At 62.8% G+C, this 25,964-nt stretch carries 24 protein-coding genes; 16 read left to right on the forward strand and 8 right to left on the reverse strand.

Annotated features, from left to right (window positions below):
- Positions 1-42: 42 nt before the first annotated feature.
- Complete coding sequence (locus tag LDN90_RS21680) at positions 43-1,428, reverse strand: MFS transporter (protein ID WP_223947084.1); 1,386 nt, start codon at positions 1,426-1,428, stop codon at positions 43-45.
- 156 nt (positions 1,429-1,584) lie between these two features.
- Between LDN90_RS21680 and LDN90_RS21685 the strand changes: the two genes are divergently transcribed.
- Both LDN90_RS21685 and LDN90_RS21690 read left to right on the forward strand, forming a co-directional pair.
- Positions 1,585-2,439, forward strand: a complete 855-nt coding sequence (locus LDN90_RS21685) for a LysR substrate-binding domain-containing protein (protein ID WP_216927132.1) — start codon at positions 1,585-1,587, stop codon at positions 2,437-2,439.
- 173 nt (positions 2,440-2,612) lie between these two features.
- Positions 2,613-3,386 (forward strand): TIM barrel protein, encoded by a 774-nt coding sequence (locus LDN90_RS21690; RefSeq protein WP_223947085.1) that lies wholly within the window; start codon positions 2,613-2,615, stop codon positions 3,384-3,386.
- 70 nt (positions 3,387-3,456) lie between these two features.
- Here the strand turns inward: LDN90_RS21690 and LDN90_RS21695 are convergent, their stop codons facing one another.
- The 3 genes from LDN90_RS21695 to LDN90_RS21705 form a co-directional block, all read right to left on the reverse strand.
- A complete protein-coding gene (locus LDN90_RS21695) occupies positions 3,457-3,783 on the reverse strand; it encodes a hypothetical protein (protein WP_223947086.1) in 327 nt (108 codons plus the stop codon).
- A complete protein-coding gene (locus LDN90_RS21700) occupies positions 3,773-4,459 on the reverse strand; it encodes a helix-turn-helix domain-containing protein (RefSeq protein WP_223947087.1) in 687 nt (228 codons plus the stop codon). The genes LDN90_RS21695 and LDN90_RS21700 overlap by 11 nt, the downstream gene beginning before the upstream one ends.
- Before the next feature lie 141 nt (positions 4,460-4,600).
- Positions 4,601-5,641 carry a LacI family DNA-binding transcriptional regulator gene (locus LDN90_RS21705; RefSeq protein WP_223947088.1) on the reverse strand — a complete coding sequence of 347 codons (1,041 nt, stop codon included), beginning with the start codon at positions 5,639-5,641 and terminating at the stop codon, positions 4,601-4,603.
- A gap of 196 nt (positions 5,642-5,837) precedes the next feature.
- On the opposite strand from LDN90_RS21705, the gene LDN90_RS21710 reads away from it, so the two are divergent.
- The 4 genes from LDN90_RS21710 to LDN90_RS21725 all read left to right on the forward strand — a co-directional run bounded on the left by LDN90_RS21710 (position 5,838) and on the right by LDN90_RS21725 (position 9,507).
- Positions 5,838-7,007: a Gfo/Idh/MocA family oxidoreductase gene (locus LDN90_RS21710; protein WP_223947089.1), complete on the forward strand. Its 1,170-nt coding sequence runs from the start codon at positions 5,838-5,840 to the stop codon at positions 7,005-7,007.
- Positions 7,007-8,221: a dihydrodipicolinate synthase family protein gene (locus LDN90_RS21715; RefSeq protein ID WP_223947090.1), complete on the forward strand. Its 1,215-nt coding sequence runs from the start codon at positions 7,007-7,009 to the stop codon at positions 8,219-8,221. Before LDN90_RS21710 ends, LDN90_RS21715 begins: the two co-directional genes overlap by 1 nt.
- The gene (locus LDN90_RS21720; protein WP_223947091.1) at positions 8,218-9,060 is read left to right on the forward strand and encodes a sugar phosphate isomerase/epimerase family protein; all 843 of its coding nucleotides are present in this window, start codon (positions 8,218-8,220) and stop codon (positions 9,058-9,060) included. The genes LDN90_RS21715 and LDN90_RS21720 overlap by 4 nt, the downstream gene beginning before the upstream one ends.
- 267 nt (positions 9,061-9,327) lie before the next feature.
- Complete coding sequence (locus LDN90_RS21725) at positions 9,328-9,507, forward strand: hypothetical protein (protein WP_216927104.1); 180 nt, start codon at positions 9,328-9,330, stop codon at positions 9,505-9,507.
- 22 nt (positions 9,508-9,529) lie between these two features.
- Here the strand turns inward: LDN90_RS21725 and LDN90_RS21730 are convergent, their stop codons facing one another.
- The 3 genes from LDN90_RS21730 to LDN90_RS21740 all read right to left on the reverse strand — a co-directional run bounded on the left by LDN90_RS21730 (position 9,530) and on the right by LDN90_RS21740 (position 12,194).
- Positions 9,530-9,769, reverse strand: a complete 240-nt coding sequence (locus LDN90_RS21730) for a hypothetical protein (RefSeq protein ID WP_223947092.1) — start codon at positions 9,767-9,769, stop codon at positions 9,530-9,532.
- On the reverse strand, positions 9,750-10,865 hold the full coding sequence (locus tag LDN90_RS21735) for a YihY/virulence factor BrkB family protein (RefSeq protein ID WP_223947093.1): 1,116 nt from the start codon (positions 10,863-10,865) through the stop codon (positions 9,750-9,752). Before LDN90_RS21735 ends, LDN90_RS21730 begins: the two co-directional genes overlap by 20 nt.
- Positions 10,866-10,991: 126 nt before the next feature.
- Complete coding sequence (locus LDN90_RS21740) at positions 10,992-12,194, reverse strand: ROK family transcriptional regulator (protein ID WP_223947094.1); 1,203 nt, start codon at positions 12,192-12,194, stop codon at positions 10,992-10,994.
- 142 nt (positions 12,195-12,336) lie between these two features.
- Here LDN90_RS21740 and xylA point away from each other — a divergent pair, with 142 nt between their 5' ends.
- From xylA to LDN90_RS21775, 7 genes are all read left to right on the forward strand, one after another.
- Positions 12,337-13,524: a xylose isomerase gene (gene xylA / locus LDN90_RS21745; protein ID WP_223947095.1), complete on the forward strand. Its 1,188-nt coding sequence runs from the start codon at positions 12,337-12,339 to the stop codon at positions 13,522-13,524.
- Positions 13,525-13,647: 123 nt separating this feature from the next.
- Positions 13,648-15,078 carry a xylulokinase gene (gene xylB / locus LDN90_RS21750; RefSeq protein WP_223947096.1) on the forward strand — a complete coding sequence of 477 codons (1,431 nt, stop codon included), beginning with the start codon at positions 13,648-13,650 and terminating at the stop codon, positions 15,076-15,078.
- Positions 15,079-15,146: 68 nt separating this feature from the next.
- Positions 15,147-16,130: a LacI family DNA-binding transcriptional regulator gene (locus tag LDN90_RS21755; protein ID WP_223949358.1), complete on the forward strand. Its 984-nt coding sequence runs from the start codon at positions 15,147-15,149 to the stop codon at positions 16,128-16,130.
- 130 nt (positions 16,131-16,260) lie between these two features.
- Positions 16,261-17,964, forward strand: coding sequence for a ribulokinase (araB, locus tag LDN90_RS21760; RefSeq protein WP_223947097.1), 1,704 nt, complete (start codon positions 16,261-16,263; stop codon positions 17,962-17,964).
- Positions 17,961-18,668, forward strand: a complete 708-nt coding sequence (locus LDN90_RS21765; protein ID WP_216927092.1) for an L-ribulose-5-phosphate 4-epimerase — start codon at positions 17,961-17,963, stop codon at positions 18,666-18,668. The genes araB and LDN90_RS21765 overlap by 4 nt, the downstream gene beginning before the upstream one ends.
- 35 nt (positions 18,669-18,703) lie before the next feature.
- On the forward strand, positions 18,704-20,224 hold the full coding sequence (gene araA / locus LDN90_RS21770) for an L-arabinose isomerase (protein ID WP_216927090.1): 1,521 nt from the start codon (positions 18,704-18,706) through the stop codon (positions 20,222-20,224).
- Complete coding sequence (locus LDN90_RS21775) at positions 20,221-21,117, forward strand: aldose 1-epimerase family protein (protein ID WP_223947098.1); 897 nt, start codon at positions 20,221-20,223, stop codon at positions 21,115-21,117. The genes araA and LDN90_RS21775 overlap by 4 nt, the downstream gene beginning before the upstream one ends.
- Positions 21,118-21,186: 69 nt before the next feature.
- Here LDN90_RS21775 and LDN90_RS21780 read toward each other — a convergent pair whose 3' ends face one another.
- Positions 21,187-22,203: a LacI family DNA-binding transcriptional regulator gene (locus tag LDN90_RS21780; RefSeq protein ID WP_216927086.1), complete on the reverse strand. Its 1,017-nt coding sequence runs from the start codon at positions 22,201-22,203 to the stop codon at positions 21,187-21,189.
- A gap of 125 nt (positions 22,204-22,328) precedes the next feature.
- Here LDN90_RS21780 and LDN90_RS21785 point away from each other — a divergent pair, with 125 nt between their 5' ends.
- The 3 genes from LDN90_RS21785 to LDN90_RS21795 are packed head-to-tail and all read left to right on the forward strand — an operon-like array spanning position 22,329 to position 25,959.
- A complete protein-coding gene (locus tag LDN90_RS21785) occupies positions 22,329-22,730 on the forward strand; it encodes an L-rhamnose mutarotase (RefSeq protein WP_223947099.1) in 402 nt (133 codons plus the stop codon).
- Complete coding sequence (gene rhaI / locus LDN90_RS21790; RefSeq protein WP_223947100.1) at positions 22,727-23,908, forward strand: L-rhamnose isomerase; 1,182 nt, start codon at positions 22,727-22,729, stop codon at positions 23,906-23,908. The genes LDN90_RS21785 and rhaI overlap by 4 nt, the downstream gene beginning before the upstream one ends.
- A complete protein-coding gene (locus LDN90_RS21795) occupies positions 23,896-25,959 on the forward strand; it encodes a bifunctional aldolase/short-chain dehydrogenase (protein WP_223947101.1) in 2,064 nt (687 codons plus the stop codon). Before rhaI ends, LDN90_RS21795 begins: the two co-directional genes overlap by 13 nt.
- Positions 25,960-25,964: the final 5 nt, after the last annotated feature.

A 25,964-nucleotide genomic window follows, 5' to 3' on the forward strand; every position in this document is an offset into this window, starting at 1 on the left:
CCAGGGGTCGTCAGCCCACGCTGACGCCCGGCCCCGATCCGGTTATGCCGCTTGGGTCCGGTCAACGATCCGGAGTACGCGACGCCGGTCATGCAGGTCCACCTTGATGTGCAGGGAAGCCTTCCGGGCCAGCACGACGGCGACCACAGCCGCCGCCGCTGCCGGCACACCGCCAGCCACAAGGATGGCCAAGTGCGGCCCCAGGTGCTCGGCGAGCCAACCCATGACGGGGCCGCCAATTGCCTGGCCGCCGATGAGCACCACCAAGTACAGGCTCATGACCCGGCCTCGAATGCTCATGTTGGAACTGGTCTGCACCATCTGGTTTGCCGCTGTCAGGAACATGAGGCACCAGAATCCAGCCAGGACCATCGAGACGCTGAACCAGACCATGGACGGCATCACTGACGATAGGCAGAGCATCAAGCCATACAGCCCGGCCGAGAGCACCACCGATCGCAACCGGAGCTGACGACGTCGAGTGGACGTCACAGCGCCCGTCAGTGCGCCGAGCGCAACCATCGCGTTCAGCAGGCCGTAGCCTCCGGCCCCGGCGTCGTACACGTGGTCCGCAAAGGCGGCCAGCAGCACCGGAAGGCTCATCGCGAAAACAGCTATGAATCCGGCCATCAGCCATGGCCAGTAGATAGTGGGTTTGCTGAGGGCGTACTGGAGGCCTTCGCGCAGCATGCCCTTCTTGCGAGGCGTCGGCCGGCTAAGGTGCAGCTGGTCTTTGCGGAGGATCAGGAGCATAGCGACGGTCGAGCAACATGCGACTGCATTGGCCGCGAACGCCCAACCAGCGCCCACAGCAGTGAGCAGCCATCCCGCGAGTGCCGGACCGATCAGGCCACCGAGCTGGAAGGTTGTTGAGTTGACGCTGATGGCGTTGCGCAGGTACTTGGGACCGACGAGTTCGTTGACGAATACCTGCCGCGCCGGCTGGTCCAGCACGGTTACAAAGCCCAGGACCAGGGCGATCGCGTAGACGTGCCAGACTTCTACGCGGTGGCTGAGGGAAAGCGCCGCCAATGTCGCAGCAAGAACGGCAGCCGCGGACTGGCAGATGATGAGGATCTTTCGCTTCGCGAAGCGGTCAGCCATCATGCCGCCCCACGGGCCAAGGAACAACGACGGCATGAACTGCAGGGCCACGGTAATTCCGACGGCGGTGACGGAGCCTGAGAGCTGCAGCACCATCCAGTCCTGGGCAATGCGTTGCATCCAGATCGCAATCACGGCAATAAAGTGGCCGATTGCGAAAATCCTGAAGTTGGGTACCTTCAGGGAGATAAAGGTGTGCCGCCAGGGCAGCTTTTCGCTTACGACGGCGAGTGGCTGGGTGACGGTGTCCGGCGTTTGCGGCGCGGACAGGGAATCGATGACGGGCTGGCTGACATTTGCCGCTGAAGGCGGTGGGGGTGCCAAAGATAGTCCTCGGATCGAGAGTTTCGGTGGGATGCCTTTAACGCTATGGTTGCCAGCAGCAATTATGGAAGCGTATTGCGCCTATAACTAGCATTGCGGATTGCAATGATGCGCCCGTACTTCCGCACTAATTCGACCCAGCGCTTGAGGAGTTCCGTGTTTGAACCTGTCCAGCTCCGTTCCTTCCTGGCCGTCGCTGAGACGCTGAGTTTCACCAAGGCAGCCGAGCGATTGGGGCTGGCCCAGCCAACAGTGAGCCAGCACGTCCGCAAGCTCGAAGCCGCCGCAAAGCGGGTCCTGGTGGCCCGTGACACCCGGGAAGTCCGGCTGACGGACAACGGTGACGCCATGGCTGGTTTCGCCCGCAGCATCCTTGCGGCCCACGACTCCGCCGCACGATACTTTTCCGGTTCCGCAATGCGGGGCCGTCTTCGGTTCGGCACTGCGGACGACCTCGCAATCACAGGCCTCCCGCGGATCCTGCGCGAATTCCGGCAACTGTATCCGCAGATCAACCTGGAACTGACCGTCAGCCAAAGCGACCAACTCTACAAACGCCTCAACGCCGGCCAGCTGGATCTCGTCTTCGTGAAGTGGGTGGCTGGCGCCAAGGAAGGCACCGTGGTCCGGCATGACAACTTCGCGTGGGTTGGCGTCGAGCAAACACTCCTTGAGCCGGGTGCTCCGGTGCCGCTGATTGCCTACCCTGCGCCAAGCCTGAGCCGAAAGTTGGCGATCGATGCTTTGGAAGCGGCAGGGCGCACGTGGCGCATCACGTGCAGCACCAAACAGATCAGCGGCGTGCTGGCCGCAGTGCGGGCGGGCATTGGCGTTGCGGTGATGCCCGCATCCCTGGTTCCTGAAGACCTCAAGGTGATCACCCAGCGCTTCGACCTCCCGCCCGTGGGCGACGTCGATTTCACCTTGATCCGAAATCCCCTGGCCAACGCTGAGGTCATCGATGCCCTGACACAGGCGATCATGGGGAGGACCCTGAGTAAGTCGAACTAACGCTGTTTCGATTTCACCGTACCGAAGTGCCGCGGGTGCCCAGCCGGGAGCATGTCGCCGGCACGCCCGAACACGGGATGAGTGTTGTGGCAGCGGTTCCTCTTGGCCTTGGATATCTGTTCAACAGGCGATACGCCCTTATCGGGTAAGCGCATTCCAGCTATCCTGAACCAATGATCGACCTCACTACGTTGGCGGACCTCACGCCCGGCATTTGTTCCGTCACCCTACGGGATTCGGAGATTGACGACGTCGTCCGTATTTCTGCCGACGCAGGCTTGGCAGGCATCGAGTGGGGCACTGATGTCCACGTCAGTGACGCCGCATCGGCTGCCCACGCCAAGGAAGCCACTGAAGCGGCTGGCCTCACGGTCCTTTCGCTTGGCTCTTACTACCGCGCTGGCGACTTCGGCGATTTCGGCCCGACTTTGGAGCTGGCGGCGACCTTGGGCGCACCTCGAATACGCATCTGGGCTGGAGAGCTTGGTTCGGCAGACGCCCAAGACAATCATTGGGATGCTGTCGTAAAGGACACGCAACGGGTGGCAGACCTGGCGGCCGAGCGAGGAATAGCCGTCACCTTCGAGTATCACGGCAACACCCTCACCGACTCCCCCGAAACAACACTTGAGCTCCTGCGACGCGTCAACCACTCCAACGTCGGCACGTACTGGCAACCCGCCGTCGGGCTTTCCGACCAACAGGCACTTGAGTCGCTCCACCGGGTGTTGCCCCACGTCGTTGGCGTCCACTGCTTTTCCTGGGGACCCAAAGCGGAACGGTTCCCGCTCCGGAACAGGAAGCTGCTGTGGCAGACGGTGTCGGACGCCCTGCGGGGAAACGGCAAGGACATGGACATCATGTTGGAGTTCGTTGAGGGCGACCTGCCCGACAACGTGCTCAACGACGCAGCATTCCTGCACAGCATCACGCTCGGGGAAGACTAGCGCCACTTCGATTCAAATGCCGTTGGGGAGCGTAACCGCCGACCGGCTAATCCCGCCGTCCCGTCGACACCTAGTTCAGCGAGATTCGCAGACGTTCCACGCCCTCGGCACCTTCCGGCACTTGTTCCATGAGCTCCGGTTCATTGGCAAGGCGACCAAGCATGTTCGCCAAGTGGTCCCGCTCAGCGCGCTTGTAGGTGACGTTACGAAGGTCGGAGGCCCGGACAACAGAGGCCAAGGTAAGGAAGTCATCGATGTGTCGCTGCCATAGGGGGTGCAGGAAGAGCGCTTGGCCGCCGACCAGAACCCAACCCTGCGGCATCGCACTATGGATTTCGAAGACAGCCTGCCACGCCCCCTGTTGTTCGGCGAGCATTGCAGGAAGCTCAATGGGCATGGACGCTCTTGAGGATTTCGCGTGCGGCTTGTTGTTCACGGACACCGGGCCGCTCGGCCAAGTCTGCCGCCACCACCAGTGGGGGAAGTTCGTCGGGGACGTGCTCGGCGGCGCGGAGGATTACATTCGGCCTATTGCCGGGAAACGGCTCAACCAGGAACCAGTCCTTGACGACGCCCTCGAGTTCGTCGCGTCGCACGTAGGCTTCAACCTCTGAGTTGGCCAGCAGCCCCGAGCGCGGGTGCGAGACTCCTGAGAGGTGGATTCGTTTGTCCTCCCGAAGCTCGCCGATGTCGTCCGGGCTTGAAGAGAACTCGAATTTGTCGGCGCGATTGGCCAGCCATGCTGCGAGGAGCTTGAGTAAGTCGGGGGAGTCTTGCAGCCGGTTGATGCGCTCCTTCAGGCGATGTTTCTCGACCGGCGAGGGTTCGAAATAAGCAAGGAGAGAGCGCCGAGGGCTGGCTTCCCAGAAGCAGGACATGAGTTGCCAGGCACTGCGCTCGGACAGCGGCCGGCCCGCAGGCTTACCAGGCCGGTACTGGACAGCGTCCGCTTCGTCAACGATCCAGCGTCCGCCGACCCGTTGGCCACGAATACGTCCGGACTGGACGAGCTGCCGCGCTCGGCTGTCGTTGACGTTAAGTCGCTTGGCCAGCTCGGGGATGCTCAATACCATTTCATAATCCTATCGGTACCGCTATGAATATGAAATCAAGTCTCGCATGCTCCGATTACATATTCATAGCGGTTTCGCCATAAATATGTAATTTGGCGCGTCACGGCGGGGAGAGCCTCCAGTTTGGGTCAAATGCAGCAACTACGCAGTTTGGCTCTCCGCCGGAAGCTCCGTGCTGCGGCGGAGCTTGACGGAACCAACCACAGAGCCTCCATCCGGGTCACCGGCCGCAAGCCGTCCAATGTCCTCCAGTGGCAAATACACCGTGGACAGGGCAGGACGGAAGTCCCGCAGGGTTTCGATGTCGTCAAAACCAGCAATGTTTGCGTCACGGGGAATCCACACGCCCTCTGCCCGCAGTGCTGCGGTCACACCGATGGCCATGACGTCGTTCACCGCGAAGATGCAGAGTCGTTCGTCGGAGGCTTTGATCCGTTCGGCCAGCGCCAGCCCGGCGTCGTATCCTCCCGCACGGTTGAAGCCTGTACGGACAACCTCAGCGCGAGGCCGGCCGGCGTCGGCGAGTCCTCGCTGGAAGCCGCGGATCCGGTCATCGGAGGTAAAGAGCCCTTCAGGGCCGCCAACCACAACGAAGGCGCCCTCATGCGAGGCAGCCAATTCGTCGGCGAGCTCCGCTGCGAGGTCCTCGTTAGGCACCTCAACTACGTGGTAGCCCTCGTTGGTAGTGGAGCCCACGATCGGGTGACCTACTACGCCGACGTGCCCGCCATTACGGCAATAGCGATCCAGCTCAGCAGCGAGTTCCAGATTGCCTTGCTCGTCCTCGGGCCGCGCCGAGCGTGAACCCGCGATCACGATTGAATCTGCGCGGCGGGCAGCGAAGGCTGCCACAGCTTCCCGCTCATCCGAAGGAGCGCCGGAGGTGCTGGCCAACAGGACCATGCGGTTCTGTTGGCGGGCCGCCTCCTGGACACCGCGGGCAATGGCAGAAAAGTAGGGGTCGGCGATGTCGTGGACAATCAGGCCGATCAGTCCTGAGCTGGACTTTGCGAGCGCCTGGGCCTGGGCATTGGGGACGTAGCCGAGCTTTTCGGCGGCCTCACGGACGCGCTCCGCAATATCCTCTGCGGGCTTACGGGTGGAACCGTTGAGGACGCGGGACGCCGTTGCAAGGGAGACCCCTGCCAAACGGGCAACTTCACTCAATGTGCTGGCGGCCACGAGGCCCTCCTTTTCTGCAAGCCTTCAAGACTGGCGCTAAAGAAATTATGGCAGTCTTCGCCCATTTTTGGGAAAGCGCTTGCCAAGCTCGCTGGGCATAGTGCATGATCAATGCAACGGGAATGCGCTTTCCCACCTTCTTGAATTGCAAACACCGGCAACCACAGCGGCCGGCACACAAGGACCTGGAGAAAACATGGACTACGAAACAAAGACGATCCGCATCGCCATGAACGGCATCACCGGCCGTATGGGTTACCGCCAGCACTTGCTGCGCTCCATCCTCCCTATCCGCGACGCCGGTGGCTTCACTCTCGAAGACGGCACCAAGGTCCAGGTGGAACCGATCCTCGTTGGCCGCAACGAAGCCAAGATCCGCGAGCTCGCCGAACTCCACAAGGTCTCCGAATGGTCCACCGACCTGGACGCCGTCATCGCCGACCCCACGGTGGACATCGTGTTTGACGCCTCAATGACCAGCCTTCGCGCCGCCACCTTGAAGAAGGCCATGCGAGCTGGCAAGCACATCTTCACCGAAAAGCCCACGGCTGAGACTCTTGAGGAAGCAATCGAGCTGGCACAAATCGGCAAGGAGTCCGGCGTCACCGCAGGCGTCGTGCACGACAAGCTGTACCTCCCGGGCCTTGTAAAGCTCCGCCGACTGGTGGACGAAGGCTTCTTCGGCCGCATCCTCTCCATCCGCGGCGAGTTCGGCTACTGGGTCTTCGAAGGCGACGTCCAGGCAGCCCAGCGCCCCTCGTGGAACTACCGCAAGGAAGACGGCGGCGGAATGACCACGGACATGTTCTGCCACTGGAACTACGTGCTTGAAGGCATCATCGGCAAGGTCAAGAGCGTCAACGCCAAGACGGCTACCCATATCCCCGCACGTTGGGATGAGGCCGGCAAGGAATACAAGGCCACTGCAGACGACGCTTCCTACGGCATCTTCGAGCTTGAAACGCCGGGCGGCGACGAGGTCATCGGCCAGATCAACTCTTCCTGGGCCGTCCGCGTGTACCGCGACGAACTGGTTGAGTTCCAGATCGACGGCACGCACGGTTCCGCCGTCGCGGGTTTGAACAAGTGCGTTGCGCAGCAGCGCGCCCACACTCCTAAGCCTGTCTGGAACCCGGACCTTCCCGTCACCGAATCCTTCCGCAGCCAGTGGCAGGAAGTTCCGGCCAACGCTGAACTGGATAACGGCTTCAAGTTGCAGTGGGAAGAATTCCTGCGCGACGTGGTTGCCGGCCGCGAGCACCGCTTCGGCCTGCTCTCCGCAGCCCGCGGCGTACAGCTTGCCGAGCTCGGCCTGCAGTCCTCGGCAGAGCGCCGCACCATCGACATCCCGGAGATCACCCTCTAATGACGTCACTCATTCTTCCTACCGACGACGGCGGCACCCGCGAGTACCGCCTCCAGCCCGCCACTGCGTGGGTCAAGCCGAACGCTCCCCTGAAGGCCCGCCGCGCGTACGCCGCAGCCCACGTCATCCCGGAGGTCGCTGCTGACAATACGCCCGGCGCCCCTGCGCAGCTTGATTGGGATGCCACGCTGGCATACCGGCATGAACTCTGGTCCTACGGACTTGGGGTCGCTGACGCCATGGATACCGCGCAGCGCGGCATGGGCCTGGACTGGGCAGCTACCCAGCAGCTCATCAAGCGCACCGGCGCCGAGGCCGCTTCCGTAGTGGCAACGGGCAGCGCCGCGACCGCAGGAAAGTCCGTCCGCGACCTTGTCTCCTGCGGCGCAGGCACGGACCAGTTGGACATCACCGCCCTACCTGAGGGCGCTGCCGGCATCCAGGCCGTCATCGAGGCCTACCGCGAGCAAATCGCAGTGGTCAGCGAAGCCGGCCCCAAGGTCATCCTCATGGCCTCCCGCGCCTTGGCAAAGGTTGCCAGCGGCGCCGATGACTACCTGCACGTCTACTCGACGCTCTTGCAGGAAGTTGACCAACCGGTCATCCTGCACTGGCTCGGCACGATGTTCGATCCCGCACTGGCTGGCTACTGGGGCTCGGACGATGTTTCCATGGCCACTGAAACATTCCTCAGCCTGATCCGTGAGCACGCGGACAAGGTGGATGGCGTGAAGGTCTCCCTTCTGGACGCTTCCCATGAAGTCGCCCTCCGGGCCAACCTCCCGGAAGGCGTCCGCCTCTACACAGGCGATGACTTCAACTATCCGGAACTTATCGATGGCGACGACACCCACCACTCGGACGCACTGCTAGGCATCTTTGCCGCCATTTACCCTGCCGCTTCGGTTGCCTTGCAGAAGTACGACGCCGGACAAGGCGCAGAAGGGCGCGCCATCCTTGACTCCACCCGTGAGCTCGGAAAGCACATCTTCAGCGCACCGACGTTCTACTACAAGACCGGCATCGCGTTCATGTCCTGGCTCAACGGCAAGCAGCCCGGATTCCAGATGGTCGGAGGACTGCACTCGGGACGATCCGTCCTGCACCTGGCCAAGACCTTCGAACTTGCCGATCAGGCCGGCTTGCTGAAGGACCCGTCGCTGGCAGCATTCCGGATGTCCGACTACCTAAGGATCAACGGGGTGGGCGCATGAGCCCGGATTTCTCCCGACTGTCCCTGAACAGCGCCACCACCAAGAAGTGGACACTCGCCGAGGCCGTGGATGGTTGTGCCCGCGCGGGCATCCCGGCAATTGGCCCATGGCGTGACCGCGTGGCGGAAGCCGGACTGGACAAGGCCGCCAAGCTCATCAAGGACGCTGGCCTCCGCGTTTCGTCCCTGTGCCGCGGAGGCTTCCTCACAGCGGCTGATGCTGAAGGTCAGGCTGCTGCCCTGGCTGACAACTTCGAGGCCGTCCGTGAAGCCGTAGTGCTGGACACCCAGGAGCTGTTCCTGGTGGTCGGCGGCCTCGCACCGGGCGAGAAGGACGTCGTCGCTGCCCGCCAGCGCGTCGCCGACCGCCTTGAGGAACTGGTGCCTTTTGCCTCCGAAAACGGTGTCCGTTTGGTATTGGAACCTTTGCACCCGATGTATGCAGCAGACCGCGCCCTTATCTCCACCCTGGGCCAAGCCCTGGACCTTGCAGCGCCCTACGACGCAAAGGCAGTCGGCGTCGCCGTCGACACCTTCCACGTGTGGTGGGATCCGGAACTGAAGGCGCAGATCGAACGGGCTGGGCGCGAAAACCGCATTGCCTCATACCAGGTATGCGATTTCAATCTGCCGATCGCTGCGGACGCGCTGCTGTCCCGCGGCATGATGGGCGACGGCGTCATTGACTTCGCCACCATCGGCACCTGGGTGCGGGACGCCGGATACACGGGCGATATCGAGGTTGAAATCTTCAACCAGGAAATCTGGGACGCCGACGGCGATTCCGTCCTGGAAACCATGAAGAAGCGCTACGCGGAACTCGTCCTGCCGTACGCGTAAGAACCCCAACAACCCTAAGAACGTGGTCCTCCCGCAGATGCCCTAAGCTCCGCGGGAGGACCACCCCCCAAGCAAGCGAGCCCCTGCCCGGTCACGGCAGGGGCTCGCTTTTTCGCCCCCTGTTTGTTTCAGCCGCGAGGCCCGGAATGCCCATGTTAGATAAGTGGTACATAGCTGAAACATTGCGTCGATGAGAAGAAACAATGCCCGCCTACGCTGGTTTCACCTGGACAAAGAGGTCCAAGAAACCACTGAAAGGACACCACCATGATGCTCTTGAAGACTCTCAACTTTTTCCTGGACGCCGGCAGCAGCCCGAGCGGATCCTCAGGCGCTTCCCCTGAAGAAAACACGCCTGCTGCCACCTTCGCTTTTGAGCGCCTATCCTCCAGCGCCTGGGAGGGTTGGTGGGACGACGCCGACCAGGGCTTTCCCGCAGGGGCGTAATCCGCACGGAACCTCAGCCCGGCTACAGGTTGGCGGGCACGTGGACCTCGGCGCGCGGAACACCGATCAAGGTGAGAGTGCCGCCGTCGTTGGCTTGTAACTCCACCCGGATATTTCGGGTTCCACCCTCCGGCTGGACGGAGCTGACGCGGAAAACCTCACCGTGGATTTCCACCCTGTCACCGTCGCGAACAGACTTGAGCTTCCTGCGGGTGGCACCCAACCCGTTGTCGCCCTGGGCTTCACTTCTTGTCTTCGGCATCTGCGCTTCGTTCCTGGGCTTCGTTGGAGCGTGTTTCGTCTCCGTAGTTCTCCCGAAGTTCCTCCCCGCGGCGGATAACCTCGTCTTCCTGCTTCTGCTGCTTATCGCTGCGCTTGGTATCCTTCGGCGGGAGTTGGATGCTCTCTTCGGCTTCAATTCCTCCCTGCAATTGCCGCCCGCGTTCCATTTCGGCGTCAAATTCCGCGCCGAAAAGCAGCGACATATTCAGGATCCACAGCCATAGCAGCATGATGATGACGCCCGCCAGCGTTCCATAGGTCTTGTTGTAATTGCTGAAGTTGCCAACGTAGAAACCAAAGCCCAGGGATGCCAGGGCAAAAATCACCAGTGCAATGAGGGACCCCGGGCTCATCCAACGGAACTTGGGCTGTTTGACGTTGGGGGTGAAGTAGTAGAGCACTGCGATGACAATGACAACCAGCACGATCAGGACTGGCCACTTAGCGATGTTCCACACGGTCAGGATCGTGTCCGACATTCCGATTGCCTTACCGATAGCCTCGGCCACCGGTCCGCTCAGGACAAGCATCGTGGCGGCCAGTGCCGCGCCCACAAGCGCGACGATGGTAACGGCGAGCATCGTGCCGCGCAGCTTGACGAAGCCGCGGCCTTCGTCCACTTCGTACACGCGGTTCATCGCCCTACTGAAGGCCGTTGTGTACCCGGAGGCCGACCACAATGCCACCAAGATGCCGAGGGCGAGTGCAAAGCCCGCCGCGTTGGAGCGCGTCAGTTCCTCGATGGGCTGCCGCATGGCGTCAACACCGGGCCCTGGAGCGAACTGCTGCACGATGTCCAGCAACGCGTTGGTGGTTTTCCCGGCGTCGCCAAAGATCCCGATGAGGGAAACCAACGCTAGAAGCGCCGGGAAAAGGGAGAGCACGGCGTAGTACGTGAGGCCGGCAGCGGCGTCAGGACATTGGTCCTTGCCGAATTCCCGCAGCGTCCTCTTGGCGATATACATCCACGTGGGTTTCACCAGGTCGTTGAGACTATCCGGTTTGCGGTCGTCTTCAGGGGCGGGAGCGCTGCCTGCCTTCGCTGTGCTGGTGTGTGCTGAGTTTTGAGTAGTCATGGGGCACCTGTTCGTGGGTTGAGCATGCGCGAACAAACTGACCACTTAATAGTAAGCATGCTGATGATTCGCATGGAAGGACCAGCCGCAGAGAATCCCGGAAACCCCCTCCCCGCGAAAGATGCCCTACGCGGGTTTGCCCAGGATGAATTCGAACGGCGATTCAATGACCGCGCGGATCACTTGACCCGCTGCGCCCAGCAGCGTCCCGGAGTGCTCCAACCGGGAAACGGTCAGGCTTTCCGGCTCCAGCAGCCCCGGCGCATACCTTTCCAAACTCGACAGCACTGCCGGTTTCAGCCAATCGGCGAGGACGGCAAAATGGCCCCCGAGCACCACGGCCTCGATGTCCATCAGACGCGCAGAAGAAGCGAGCGCGATGCCCAGGTACCGTCCGGCGTCACGAACTGCACGCTTGGCATGCGGCTCATCGGCGGCCAAGGCTGCGAGCAGCAGTTCGGTCCGCCTGCCAAGAGAACCCTCCGGGATGCGGGCAGCTTCAAAAATAGCTTCCTGGCCAGCGAATGTTTCCAAGCAGCCAACCCCTCCACAGGAACATGAGGGCCCTTCGGGATGCACCACGATGTGGCCCAGTTCGCCGGCGGAACCGCCAGGTCCCGTGTAGAGCTCAGAACCGATGATGACCCCACCACCAACGCCGACTTCACCGGAAACGTAGAGGAAGTCCGCGGGGCCGTCGCCGTACCAAAGCTCACCGAGCGCAGCACTGTTTGCCTCATTGGACAGCCTGACACCCAGCGGCGCGTCTTCCAGCAACGCCTGTGGATTCAATTGCTCGTGCTCCCAATGGAGGTTTGGAGCGGACAGGACGATGTTGCGTTGCTCATCAACCAGGCCCGGAACGGCAAGTCCGCCACCGAGGATGGTGATGCCGGCAGAGGTGGCTGCGGCTTTCGCCTGACTGGCCAGTTCACCCAGTTTCTCCATGACGGCACCCGGCTTGAGTCCGCGGTTGCGGGACTCCACCGTGGAACTGAAACGCAGGCTCCCACCGAGATCCACCAAGCCCACAGCCAAATAGTCGACGTTGATTTCCATACCGACGACACCTCGGCGGGAGCTGAGCTCGAGGCCTTGGCCCGGCCGTCCCCGCTCCCCATCGCGGTACAGGCCTACCTCGGAGACGAGGCCCGACTCCACGAGATCAGCCACCAAACTCGATACTGCCGCCTTGGTCAGCCCCGTTCCAGCCGCTACTTGTGCGCGGCTGGGCTTGGCATCGCCGTTGCGGGCGATCGAATCCAGGACAAGCGAAAGATTTCGACGGCGGACGTCACCTACGCGCCCCGGGGCCGCTTGCTCATTCACTCTGGCAGCCTCCTCAAGGGCTTGAAAGATTTTTGCTGGCTTCCATTGACCATGATCCATCATCCCCCATATAGTTCAGATTGAAAACTAATTGGAGCGCTTTTTATCCATGGCCTCCCCGCCGCCTTGCAAAGGAGCAACAATGACCCCGCAGCCAACTCCCCAGGACCGCTTCACGTTTGGCCTTTGGACAGTGGGATGGACAGGCGCCGATCCCTTCGGCGTTGCAACCCGGGCAACCCTGGACCCGATTGAAGCGGTTCATAAGCTGAGTGAACTCGGCGCCTATGGCATCACTTTCCACGACAACGACCTCGTCCCCTTTGACGCCAGCGCCTCCGAGCGCGACCTTATCCTGAAGAACTTCAAGGGAGCTTTGGCCGAAACGGGCCTCAAGGTTCCGATGGTTACCACCAACCTGTTCAGCCACCCCGTTTTCAAGGACGGCGGATTTACCTCCAACGACCGCTCCGTCCGACGCTTTGCCCTGAGCAAGATCCTGCGCAACATCGACCTCGCCGCTGAACTTGGCGCGGAGACGTTCGTGATGTGGGGCGGCCGCGAAGGCAGCGAGTACGACGGCTCCAAGGATCTCTCCGCGGCGTTGGACCGTATGAAGGAAGGCGTGGACACCGCCGCCGGCTACATCAAGGAGAAGGGCTACGGTCTGCGGATTGCCCTGGAACCCAAACCCAACGAGCCCCGCGGCGATATCTTCCTGCCGACTGTTGGCCACGGCCTTGCGTTCATCGCCCAGCTGGAACACGGCGACATCGTGGGCCTCAACCCCGAGACCGGCCACGAGCAGATGGCGGGCCTGAATTTCACCCACGGTATTGCCCAAGCCCTCTGGGCCGGCAAGCTTTTCCACATCGACCTCAACGGCCAGCGTGGGATCAAGTACGACCAAGACCTCGTCTTCGGCCATGGCGACCTCACCAGCGCCTTCTTTACGGTGGACCTCCTGGAGAATGGCTTCCCCAACGGCGGACCCAAGTACGATGGTCCCCGCCACTTCGACTACAAGCCCTCCCGCACCGACGGTTACGACGGCGTATGGGAATCGGCCAAGTCCAACATGTCCATGTACCTGCTCCTGAAGGAACGCGCCCTCGCTTTCCGCGCCGATCCGGAGGTTCAGGAAGCGCTGACCACCTCGGGCGTGTTCGAACTCGGCGAGCCCACATTGAATGCCGGCGAAACTACTGCTGACCTTTTGGCTGACGCCAGTTCCTTCGAAACGTTCGACGCCGACAAGGCCGCCGAGCGCTCGTTCGCGTTCGTACGCCTCAACCAGCTGGCCATCGAGCACCTTCTGGGCGCGCGCTAAAGATCAGCCATTCGCAATTCCGTCGCCGGGACCACACGAGGTTCCGTATTTTCCGGACTGCCAGTCCCGGCGACGGTCCGCAAAGAAGCGTCCACAAGGAACAGTCCGTAAAGGAACAAACGCATGCCTCTCGTAGCCGGGATCGACAGCTCCACCCAGTCCTGCAAGGTGGTCATCAGGGACTCAGACACAGGTGCCCTGGTGCGGCAGGGGCGCGCTTCACACCCTGAAGGCACCGAGGTCCATCCAGATCACTGGTGGACTGCCCTCCAGGAAGCCATCCGCCAGGCTGGAGGCTTGGACGACGTCGATGCTGTTTCGATCGGGGGCCAGCAGCATGGAATGGTGTGCCTGGACGAATCAGGAAACGTGGTCCGCCCCGCGCTGCTGTGGAATGACACCCGATCCGCCCTGGACGCCGAAGAGTTGATCCTCGAAGCGGGCCAAGGCGATGCCGCGGCCGGGGCCGCGTATTGGGCAGCCAGCACGGGAACCGTGCCCGTGGCATCCCTGACGGCCACCAAACTTCGGTGGCTGGCTCGAAACGAACCGGAAAATGCCCGGCGCACTTCGGCCGTTTGCCTTCCTCATGATTGGTTGTCGTGGCGTTTGGCCGGCCATGGGCCAGGCACAGGGCCGTCCTCTTTGGAGCTGCTCCGCACAGATCGGTCCGATGCTTCCGGCACAGGGTACTTCTCGTCCAGAACGGGCGAATACTTTCCGGAAGTCCTGAAAGGCACCCTCGGCCATGTCCCGGTGCTGCCGGCCGTCGTCGGGCCTTTGGAAGCATCCGGCAAGACGCCGGGCGGTGCCTTGATCGGGCCCGGTGCGGGCGATAACGCCGCAGCGGGTTTGGGCGTCAGCGCCGCAGTGGGGGATGTTGTGATTTCGATCGGCACGTCTGGCACCGTTTTCGCTGTATCGGCCGTCCCTTCCCAGGACCCAAGTGGCTTGGTGGCAGGGTTCGCCGATGCCACAGGAAACTACCTACCTCTTGCCTGTACCCTCAACGCCACCCGGATTTTCGATGCCACGGCAGCATTGCTCGGGGTGGATTTGCCGGAATTCGGCAAGCTTGCCCTGTCCGGTGCGGAAGGAGCCGGCGGCTTAACGTTGGTGCCGTACTTTGAAGGGGAACGGACGCCCAATCTTCCGGATGCCACAGGCTCCCTCCACGGGCTTACGGTTTCCAACTACACGCCAGCCAACCTAGCCAGGGCCGCCGTCGAAGGTGTGTTGTGCTCCTTGGCCGATGGCCTCGCCGCCCTGCAATCTCAAGGCGTGTCGGCCCGGCGCATCATCCTGGTGGGCGGCGGCGCCCAGTCCGAGGCTGTGCAGCAGGTTGCTGCGGAGGTCTTCGGATTGCCGGTGTTCGTGCCTGCTCCCGGGGAGTATGTGGCAGACGGCGCTGCACGGCAGGCAGCTGGCGTCCTCACGGGAAAGCTGCCCGATTGGCCACTTGAAGGAATCGAGGTTGCTGCGCCGAAGACTTCCGGGACGCCCGCGTTCCTGACGAGGTACCGCCACTACGCGGCCAAGGCGGCCATGGGCTGATCACCGCGCCGGTGCTCTATCGTGACAGGGTGAGCACTGAACAATCCGCACCAAGCAGGCCTCCTGTCATGGAAGACGTCGCCCGCGTTGCAGGCGTTTCCCACCAAACCGTGTCCCGTGTTCTGAACAACCACCCCAACGTGAGCACGAAGACCCGGGAGCGCGTCGAGCAGGCCATCACTGAACTTGGATACCGCCGCAACACTGCTGCACGCAGCCTGGTGACCCGGCGCTCCCAGACCATCGGCGTCCTGGGAAGCGAGTTGGCGCAGTACGGCCCGTCCCACACCCTCCTCGGAGTGCAGCAGGCGGCCAGGGATGCGGGCTACTTTGTCAGTGTCGCGGGCTTGCGGGAAGTCACGCCGGAGACCATCAAGGACGCTATGGCGCATTTCATGGACCAAGGGGTGGACGGGATCGTTGTGACAGTGCCGCACCCCGGGACCTTTGATGTCCTCAAGGACATCACCGCTCAGGTACCGCTGGTGGCAGTGGGCTCTGTCGGCGACGAGCACCTCAGCGGCGCCACCGTGGACCAACGCGAGGGAGCGCGGCTGGCCGTCCAGCACCTCCTTGAACTGGGGCACAAGCACATCGGGCATCTTTCCGGGCCCGCTGATTGGATTGACGCAGTTGCCCGCACCGAGGGTTGGCGGGACGCCTTGCGTGAGGCCGGTCTGGAACCAGCGGCCCTGATCGAAGGCGACTGGAGCGCTGAGTGCGGCTACCTCGAGGGCCTGAAAATCGCCGCTGAACGTTCCATGACGGCCCTGTTCGTCGCCAACGACCAAATGGCCCTCGGGGTGCTCCGGGCGTTCCATGAAGCCGGTGTGCGCGTCCCTGCCGATATCAGTGTTGTGGGCTTCGACGATCAACCCGAAGCCGCTTACTTCATCCCGCCGCTGACTACCGTGGCCCAGGACTTTGAGGAACTCGGCGAGCGTTGCATCGGTTTGCTGCTTGATCGTCTGGAGACCGGCGCTACGGGTACGCCAGTGACCGTGAAGCCCCGCCTTGTTGTCCGAGCCACGACGGCGCCCATCTCAAGCTAACCCAAGCGTGCAGTTCTCCGGACCGCTCTTGACATCAAAGTTGTGAGCGCTAACAATTGCATCAGACCTTCTTCGTTTCTTCCACCCCGACCCCCGGCAATGAGGCCTTGGCCAGCCGGATGGAGACCCCATGAATAGCACTGAAAACCTCCCGCTCGACGAGCAGTTCGTCATCGGCGTGGACTACGGCACCCTGTCCGGTCGCGCCGTCGTCGTGCGTGTCTCGGACGGTGCCGAGCTCGGCAGCGGCGTGTTCGAATACCCGCACGCCGTTGTGTCCGACCGGCTGCCGACAACCGGTCAGCGGCTGCCCGCCGACTGGGCGCTCCAAGTGCCCAACGACTACCGCGACGTCCTGCGCAACGCGGTTCCGGCCGCCGTCGCCGATGCCGGCATCAACCCAAGCCACGTGGTGGGCATCGCTACGGACTTCACCGCTTGCACCATGGTCCCGACGACGGCGGACGGCACTCCGCTGAACGAGCTGGAACGCTTCGCGGACCGTCCTCACGCCTACGTCAAGCTGTGGCGTCACCACGCCGCGCAGCCACAGGCCGACCGCATCAACAAGCTCGCCGAGGAACGAGGGGAGGCCTGGCTTCCCCGCTATGGCGGCCTGATCTCCTCGGAGTGGGAATTTGCCAAGGGCTTGCAGCTGCTTGAGGAAGACCCCGAAGTTTACGGCGCTATGGATCACTGGGTTGAGGCAGCCGACTGGATCGTCTGGCAGTTGTGCGGCAGCTATGTGCGCAATGCCTGCACCGCTGGCTACAAGGGCATCTACCAAGACGGTAAGTACCCTTCGGAGGATTTCCTCACCGCGCTGAACCCGGACTTCAAGGGCTTCGTTTCGGAAAAGCTGGAGCACACCATCGGCCGCTTGGGCGACGCCGCAGGCTACCTTACGGAAGAGGCTGCCGCCTGGACCGGCTTGCCTGCGGGAATTGCAGTAGCCGTGGGCAATGTGGATGCCCACGTCAGCGCCCCTGCAGCCAACGCTGTTGAGCCGGGGCAACTGGTTGCCATCATGGGCACCTCCACGTGCCACGTCATGAACGGTGACGTCCTGCGTGAAGTCCCGGGCATGTGCGGCGTTGTGGACGGCGGCATCGTGGACGGGTTGTGGGGCTACGAAGCCGGGCAGTCCGGAGTTGGCGATATCTTCGGCTGGTTCACCAAGAACGGCGTCCCCCCTCACTACCACCAAGCCGCAGCCGCCAAAGGCTTGGGCATCCACGAATACCTCACCGAACTCGCAGAGAAACAGGCAATCGGCGAGCACGGCCTGATTGCCCTGGACTGGCACTCAGGCAACCGCTCGGTGCTGGTGGACCACGAACTCTCCGGCGTCGTAGTGGGCCAGACACTTGCCACGAAGCCAGAGGACACCTACCGCGCACTGCTGGAGGCCACGGCCTTCGGCACCCGGACCATCGTGGATGCATTCCGTGATTCGGGAGTACCGGTCAAGGAGTTCATCGTGGCCGGCGGGCTCTTGAAGAACAAGTTCCTGATGCAGGTCTACGCAGACATCACCGGCCTCCAGTTGTCGACCATCGGCTCGGAGCAGGGACCCGCACTCGGCTCGGCAATCCACGCCGCAGTCGCTGCCGGGAAGTACAAGGACATCCGCGAAGCCGCAGCATCCATGGCAGCTGCCCCGGGTGCGGTGTACACGCCGATCCCTGAAAACGTCAGGGCCTACGAGGCACTTTTCCAGGAATACCGCACTCTGCACGACTACTTCGGCCGCGGGACCAACAGCGTCATGCACCGCCTGAAGGCAATCCAGCGCGCTGCCCACACCGCCATCACAGAAGGGGTGAACGCATGAGCACGCTCTTGGAAACCATCGCGAAGGTCCGGCGCGAAGTCTGCGAACTGCACGCCGAACTGACCCGCTACAAGCTGGTTGTCTGGACTGCGGGCAACGTCTCCGGCCGGATCCCTGGATACGACCTCATGGTCATCAAGCCCTCCGGTGTCTCCTATGACGAGCTGACGCCGGAGCAAATGGTGGTCACGGACCTCTATGGGACTCCTGTCAGGGGCATCAACATCGGAAGCGGCGGAACTGTTGACTGGGGCAACCCGGACCTCTCACCGTCCTCTGACACTGCAGCGCATGCCTACGTCTACCGGCACATGCCCGAGGTTGGCGGTGTGGTGCACACCCATTCCACCTATGCCACCGCCTGGGCTGCCCGTGGCGAGGAGATCCCCTGCGTGCTGACGATGATGGGCGACGAATTCGGCGGCCCGATCCCGGTAGGCCCGTTCGCGCTGATCGGAGACGATTCGATCGGACAGGGAATCGTGGAGACCCTCAAGAACTCCCACTCCCCCGCCGTGCTCATGCAGAACCACGGGCCCTTCACCATCGGCAAGGACGCAAGGTCCGCGGTGAAGGCAGCCGTGATGTGCGAGGAAGTGGCAAAGACGGTGCACGTCTCGCGGCAACTCGGCGAACCCCTCCCCATTGACCAGGCCAAAATCGACTCGCTCTACAACCGCTACCAAAACGTCTACGGCCGCTAAAGCGGACGTCCACCACACTTTCAGGAGCCATCAACATGCCCAGCGCCAACAACACGTCCCTTGATCAGTACGAGGTCTGGTTCCTCACCGGCAGCCAGCACCTCTACGGCGAAGATGTCCTCAAGCAGGTCGCCTCGCAATCGCAGGAGATTGCCAACGCCCTCAACGATTCCTCGGACGTGCCGGTCAAACTCGTCTGGAAGCCGGTCCTCACGGATTCCGACGCCATCCGACGCACCGCGCTGGAAGCAAACTCCAACGACTCCGTGATCGGCGTGACCGCCTGGATGCACACGTTCAGCCCGGCCAAGATGTGGATCCAGGGCCTGGACGCCCTGCGCAAGCCGCTCCTGCACCTGCACACGCAGGCCAACCGTGATTTGCCCTGGGCCGATATCGATTTCGACTTCATGAACCTGAACCAGGCAGCCCACGGCGACCGCGAATTCGGGTATATCCAGTCGCGCCTCGGCGTGCCGCGGAAGACCGTCGTCGGGCATGTCAGCAATCCTGAGATCGCCCGCCAGGTGGGCGCTTGGCAGCGTGCATCGGCCGGTTGGGCCGCTGTGCGGACGCTGAAGCTGACCCGTTTCGGTGACAACATGCGCAACGTCGCCGTCACCGAAGGCGACAAGACCGAAGCCGAGCTCCGCTTCGGCGTCTCGGTCAACACCTGGTCCGTGAACGAGCTCGCCGATGCTGTTCACGGCGCGGCGGAGTCCGACGTCGACGCCCTGGTTGCCGAGTATGAGCGCCTTTACGAGGTGGTTCCGGAACTGCAAAAAGACGGCGCGCGCCACGAATCGCTGCGCTACAGCGCGAGGATCGAACTCGGTCTTCGCAGCTTCCTGGAAGCGAACGGATCAGCCGCGTTTACGACGTCGTTCGAGGACCTGGGCGAACTCCGCCAGCTCCCCGGCATGGCCGTTCAGCGGCTCATGGCCGACGGCTACGGCTTTGGCGCCGAGGGCGACTGGAAGACCGCCATCCTGGTTCGCGCCGCCAAGGTCATGGGCGCGGGCCTACCCGGCGGGGCTTCGCTCATGGAGGACTACACCTACCACCTCGAGCCGGGCTCGGAGAAGATCCTTGGCGCGCACATGCTCGAGGTTTGCCCGTCCTTGACCGCCAAGAAGCCGCGTGTGGAGATCCACCCGCTGGGCATTGGTGGCAAGGAAGACCCCGTACGCATGGTGTTCGATACGGACGCCGGTCCCGGGATTGTGGTCGCTCTCTCGGACATGCGCGATCGGTTCCGCCTGGTCGCGAACGTGGTGGACGTCGTGGATCTCGACCAGCCACTGCCCAACCTCCCGGTGGCCCGCGCACTGTGGGAGCCCAAGCCCAACTTCGCCACGTCGGCCGCAGCCTGGCTCACTGCCGGCGCCGCCCACCACACGGTCCTGTCCACGCAGGTGGGCCTAGAGGTATTCGAGGACTTCGCCGAAATCGCCAAGACTGAACTCCTGACCATCGACGAGGACACCACCATCAAGCAGTTCAAGAAAGAACTGAACTGGAACGCCGCTTACTACAAGCTGGCCGGCGGCCTGTGAGCACCGAATTTAGCCTGAGCGCGGGCGGTTACACGGCTGTTGTGACCGCCCGCGCGGCTGCCTTGCGAGTCTTGCAGTATCAGGGCCGCGACCTCGTGGTTCCCTTTGCGGCTGGCGAAGCAATCCCGGATTACCGGGGAATCATCGCGGCGCCGTGGCCCAACCGGATTGCCGACGGTACCTACCGCTTCGATGGCACGGTGCATCACCTGCCCGTCAACGAACAGGACCGGGGCACATCATTGCACGGCCTCGCCTTCCCGCTCGACTGGACCCTGAAGGAGTCCGACGCCGGTTCGCTGACCTTGACGTGCACCTTGGGGCCGAGCACGGGTTATCCGTTCGCACTGGAGCTTTCGGCCCGGTACGTGCTGGACGACGCCGGGCTGCACACACGGGTAACTGCCCGCAACGCTGGTGACGCACCGGCACCGTACGGAGTGTGCCCGCACCCTTATCTCGTGGCTGGTTCTTCGCCTCTGGATCAGTGGGTCCTCGACTTTGCTGCGGATAGCTTCCTTGAGGTAACCCCTGACAGGCTGCTGCCCGTTGGTGTTGTGACAGTTGAGGGCCACGCTTTCGATTTCCGGACCCCGCGCTCTCTTGGGGGCACCGAGATCGACCACGCCTTCACCGGAATTACCTTCGACGGCGGGCTGGCGCGGCTTTCCCTGCGCGACCCGGCGGGTACCGGCGTCGGGATGTCCTGGGACGAAAGCTGCCCGTGGCTGCAGATCCACACGGCAGACAAGCCGGCACCACTCCCTAACCGCCTGGGCCTGGCCGTGGAACCGATGACCTGCCCGCCCGACTCGTTCAACAGTGGTACGGACCTGATCCAGCTGGAACCCGGCGCATCGCATAGCGCGTCCTGGACCATCTACGCGCTGTAACGTCCCGCGGCACCCAACTGAGTCGCATTAGTGCGCGTTATGAGCCTTCAAAACGCGCACTACTGCGACTCAGTTGGGTGAGCCGGCCGTGCTTTGGCGCACCACGAGCTCCGGCGTGAACACCACGGCCCGGTGTTTGGTTCCGCCGCTTTCCTGCTCCTCCGCCAGCAACTCGATCGCCGTGCGACCCAAGGCCTCCGTGGGCTGGCGGATGGATGACAAAGGCACCACGGCGGAGACGGCGAAGTCGATGTCGTCGTAACCAATAAGGGCAATGTCCTCAGGGATTTTAACTGTCCGGAGCATGGTCAACGACTGCATAACGCCGAGCGCCAGGAGGTCGTTGGAACAGAACACGGCTTCCGGCCTTTCGCCTGGCGCCCGCTCCACCAGGTCGTTGCCCACTTGGCGCCCGGCAAGGACGGTCTGACCTGCGGAGTCCAGGACCTCAATCGTCGCTCCTGCTGCTTCTGCGACTGCCCGTTGCGCGCCGCTGAGTCGGTTGGCTACCTGGCGAATTGATGGGGTGCCAACAAAAGCCAGACGACGGCGGCCCGTGTCCAGCAGGTGCCGGGCGGCAAGATATCCGCCTTCTTGGTCATCCACCGAAACTGAGCTGCACCGGTCGGTATCGGCGAGTTGGTCCACCAGGACAGTTGGCACGCCACGTTCGCGCAGCGTATCGATCCGATCCGCAACGTCCCCTACAGGCGAGATCAGCAGACCCTGGACACGCTGTTCCTGGAACAGGTCCATGTAGTGCGCTTCACGGGAAGCATCCTGGCCGCTGTCCCCCACCAACACCACGCTACCCAGAGCTGTAGCCGCATCTTCTGCGGCACGAGCAACCGAGGAGAAGAACGGGTTGCCCACGTCCAGCACGATCAATCCGATGGTCCGGCTCTGCCCTGCCCGGAGTTGACGGGCGGCGTCGTTCCGGACGAAACCGAGTTCGGCGATGGATTTGAGGACGCGTTCCTTGGTCCGTTGCGATACGCGGTCCGGATAATTCAGCACGTTGGAAACAGTTCCCACGGCTACTTGTGCGTGGGTGGCAACGTCTTTGATGCTCGCTGTCTGGGACATGCTTTCCAATCTCCGCTGGTTGTCATCGATATGCAGGAAACGCCTTGACACCCTCCTTCTTGCGAGGGTAATTTGAATCGTAACAAATGAAACGATTCAAAGACGAGTGACCTGGAGAACCGCACATGAGGGTCTGTTTCCGCTCTTCCGTCCAGCCGGAGTTGATGGACGAATACAAGCGCCGGCATGCAGCCGTTTGGCCGGAGATGCTGCACGCCCTCAAGGACGCGGGATGGAACAACTACTCCCTCTTCCTGGCTTCCGATGGCCAGCTGATCGGATACCTGGAATGCGATGACTACCAGGCGGTCCAAGCCCGCATGGCACTAACGGACGTCAACGCCCGCTGGCAGGCCGAGATGGCAACCCTGTTCTCGAACGGCGACCTTCCTCCGGACCAGGGATTCGAAATCGTCGAAGAAGTTTTCAATCTTGAGGACCAGTTGGCCGCCGCGAACGGCGTCACAAACTCCGCCGCCCCAGTACATACAAACACCACCACCGGACACCAGAAGGAACAAGCATGAACACCACAGAGTCGGCCGCCACAGAGTCGGCCCTGGGCCGCCTGGGAGAACTGGCCATTGAAGTGCCGTCCTGGGCCTACGGAAATTCGGGGACACGGTTCAAGGTCTTCGGCACACCCGGTACCCCGCGCACCGTCCAGGAAAAGATCGCCGACGCCGCCAAGGTCCACGAGCTGACAGGCCTTGCGCCCACAGTCGCCCTGCACATTCCTTGGGACAAGGTTGATGACTACTCTGCGCTGCGGTCGTTTGCAGAAGGTCTGGGCGTTGGACTGGGCACCATCAACTCCAACACGTTTCAGGACGACGAGTACAAATTCGGTTCCCTGACGTCCTCCAACGAGTCCGTGCGCCGCCGTGCGATCGACCACCACCTTGAGTGCATCCAGATCATGCATGCCACCGGATCAAGGGACCTGAAGATCTGGTTGGCCGATGGCACCAACTACCCCGGCCAGGACGATATGCGCGGCCGGCAGGACCGCCTCGCGGAATCCCTTCAGGAGATCTACGCGGCCCTCGGTGATGAACAGCGCCTGGTGTTGGAGTACAAGTTCTTCGAGCCGGCTTTCTACCACACCGATGTTCCGGACTGGGGCACCTCCTACGCGCAGACCCTTGCCCTGGGCGATAAGGCGTTCGTTTGCCTCGACACCGGCCACCACGCTCCAGGGACCAACATCGAGTTCATCGTGATGCAGCTGCTGCGCCTGGGCAAGCTGGGATCCTTCGACTTCAACTCCCGCTTCTACGCCGATGACGATCTCATTGTTGGCGCAGCCGATCCGTTCCAGCTGTTCCGCATCATGCACGAAGTGATCCGCGGCGGCGGCTTCGGCAAGGATTCAGGCGTTGCCCTGATGCTGGACCAGTGCCACAACCTGGAAGAGAAGATCCCGGGTCAGATCCGCTCGGTCCTGAACGTCCAGGAAATGACGGCCCGCGCACTGCTCGTGGATACTGCCGCACTGTCCGAGGCACAGCGAGCCGGGGATGTCCTGGCCGCAAACGGCATTTTCAACGATGCCTTCTACACCGATGTCCGCCCGGTCCTGGCCGAGTGGCGTGAATCCCGCGGCCTGCCCGCCGACCCGATCGCTGCCTACAAGGCCAGCGGCTACCAGAAGAAGATCAACGAGGACCGCGCTGGCGGCCAGCAAGCCGGATGGGGCGCATAAGCATGACCACGCATGAAACCAACAAAACTGTTGAAGACCTGATCACCCGTTCCAACCGCCTCGGCGCGGACAAGCGGAACACCAACTTCGCCGGCGGCAACACCTCCGCCAAGGGGGTCGAGAAGGACCCTGTCACCGGCCAGGACGTCCAGCTGCTGTGGGTCAAGGGCTCCGGCGGCGACCTCGGCACGCTGAAGGCGGAGAACCTCGCTGTACTCCGGCTGGACCGGTTGCAGGCACTGAAGTCCGTTTACCCCGGCGTCGAGCGTGAAGACGAAATGGTGGCCGCGTTCGATTACTGCCTGCACGGCAAGGGCGGCGCGGCTCCCTCGATCGATACCGCCATGCACGGCCTGGTGGACGCTGCGCATGTTGACCACCTGCACCCCGACTCGGGCATCGCGATTGCGACGGCGGTGGACGGCGAGGCGCTGACGTCAAAGGTATTCGGGGACAAAGTTGTGTGGGTTCCCTGGCGTCGCCCCGGTTTCCAGCTGGGCTTGGACATCGCCGCGATCAAGGAAGCAAACCCGCAGGCCATCGGCACCATTCTTGGCGGGCACGGCATCACGGCGTGGGGTGCCACCAGCGAAGAGGCTGAGGCCAACTCGCTGTGGATCATCGACCAGGCAGAGAAGTTCATCGCGGAGAACGGCAAGGCCGAGCCTTTCGGTCCCGCCCTGCCGGGTTACGGCGCCCTCCCCGAGAACGAACGCCGCGCCAAAGCGGCAGCCCTGGCCCCTGTAATCCGCGGCCTGGCCTCCACGGACAAACCGCAACTGGGGCACTTCAGTGATGACGCCGTCGTGCTTGACTTCCTTGAATCCTCCGAGCACCCGCGGCTCGGCGCGCTCGGCACCTCCTGCCCGGACCATTTCCTGCGCACCAAGGTCAAGCCCCTGATCCTGGACCTTCCCGCGGACGCGTCAATCGAAGATGCGGTGAACCGGTTGAAGGAACTCCACGCCGAATACCGTCAGGATTACCAGGCCTACTACGACCGCCACGCCGACTCAGATTCACCCGCATTGCGCGGAGCCGACCCGGCGATCGTGCTCATCCCCGGCGTCGGCATGTTCTCCTTCGGCAAGGACAAGCAGACCGCACGCGTTGCCGGCGAGTTCTACATCAACGCCATCAACGTGATGCGCGGCGCCGAGGCCATCTCCACCTACGCCCCGATCGAGGAATCCGAGAAATTCCGCATCGAGTACTGGGCACTGGAAGAAGCCAAGCTCGCCCGCATGCCCAAGCCCAAGTCCCACGCCACCCGCATCGCACTGGTGACCGGCGCGGCGTCGGGCATTGGCAAGGCGATCGCCACCCGTTTGGCGGCCGACGGCGCGTGCGTAGTGATTGCCGACCTGAACCTTGAGAACGCCCAGGCTGTAGCCGCGGAACTGGGCGGATCCGACGTCGCCATCGGCGTCCAGGCTGACGTAACCAACGAAGCCCAGATCGCAGCCGCGATCCAGGAAGCCGTGCTCGCGTTCGGGGGCTTGGACCTGGTGGTCAACAACGCTGGCCTGTCCATCTCCAAGCCGTTGCTCGAAACCACCGAGAAGGACTGGGACCTCCAGCACAACGTCATGGCCAAGGGCTCGTTCCTGGTGTCCAAGGCCGCGGCCAAGGTCATGATCGACCAGGGCATGGGCGGAGACATCATCTACATCTCCTCCAAGAACTCCGTGTTCGCCGGTCCGAACAACATCGCCTACTCCGCCACCAAAGCCGACCAAGCCCACCAGGTCCGCCTGCTCGCTGCTGAACTGGGCGAGTTCGGCGTGCGCGTCAACGGCATCAACCCCGACGGCGTGGTCCGTGGCTCCGGCATCTTCGCCGGCGGCTGGGGCGCCAAACGCGCAGCGGTTTACGGTGTGGACGAGCAGGAACTGGGCAAGTACTATGCCCAGCGCACACTGCTGAAGCGGGAGGTGCTGCCGGAACACGTTGCCAACGCCGTCTCCGTGCTCACCAGCAATGAGCTGTCCCACACCACCGGCCTGCACATCCCCGTGGACGCGGGCGTTGCTGCCGCCTTCCTGCGCTAGGGCTG

The sequence above is a fragment of the Arthrobacter sp. NtRootA1 genome (assembly GCF_019976975.1).
Taxonomy (GTDB): domain Bacteria; phylum Actinomycetota; class Actinomycetes; order Actinomycetales; family Micrococcaceae; genus Arthrobacter; species Arthrobacter aromaticivorans.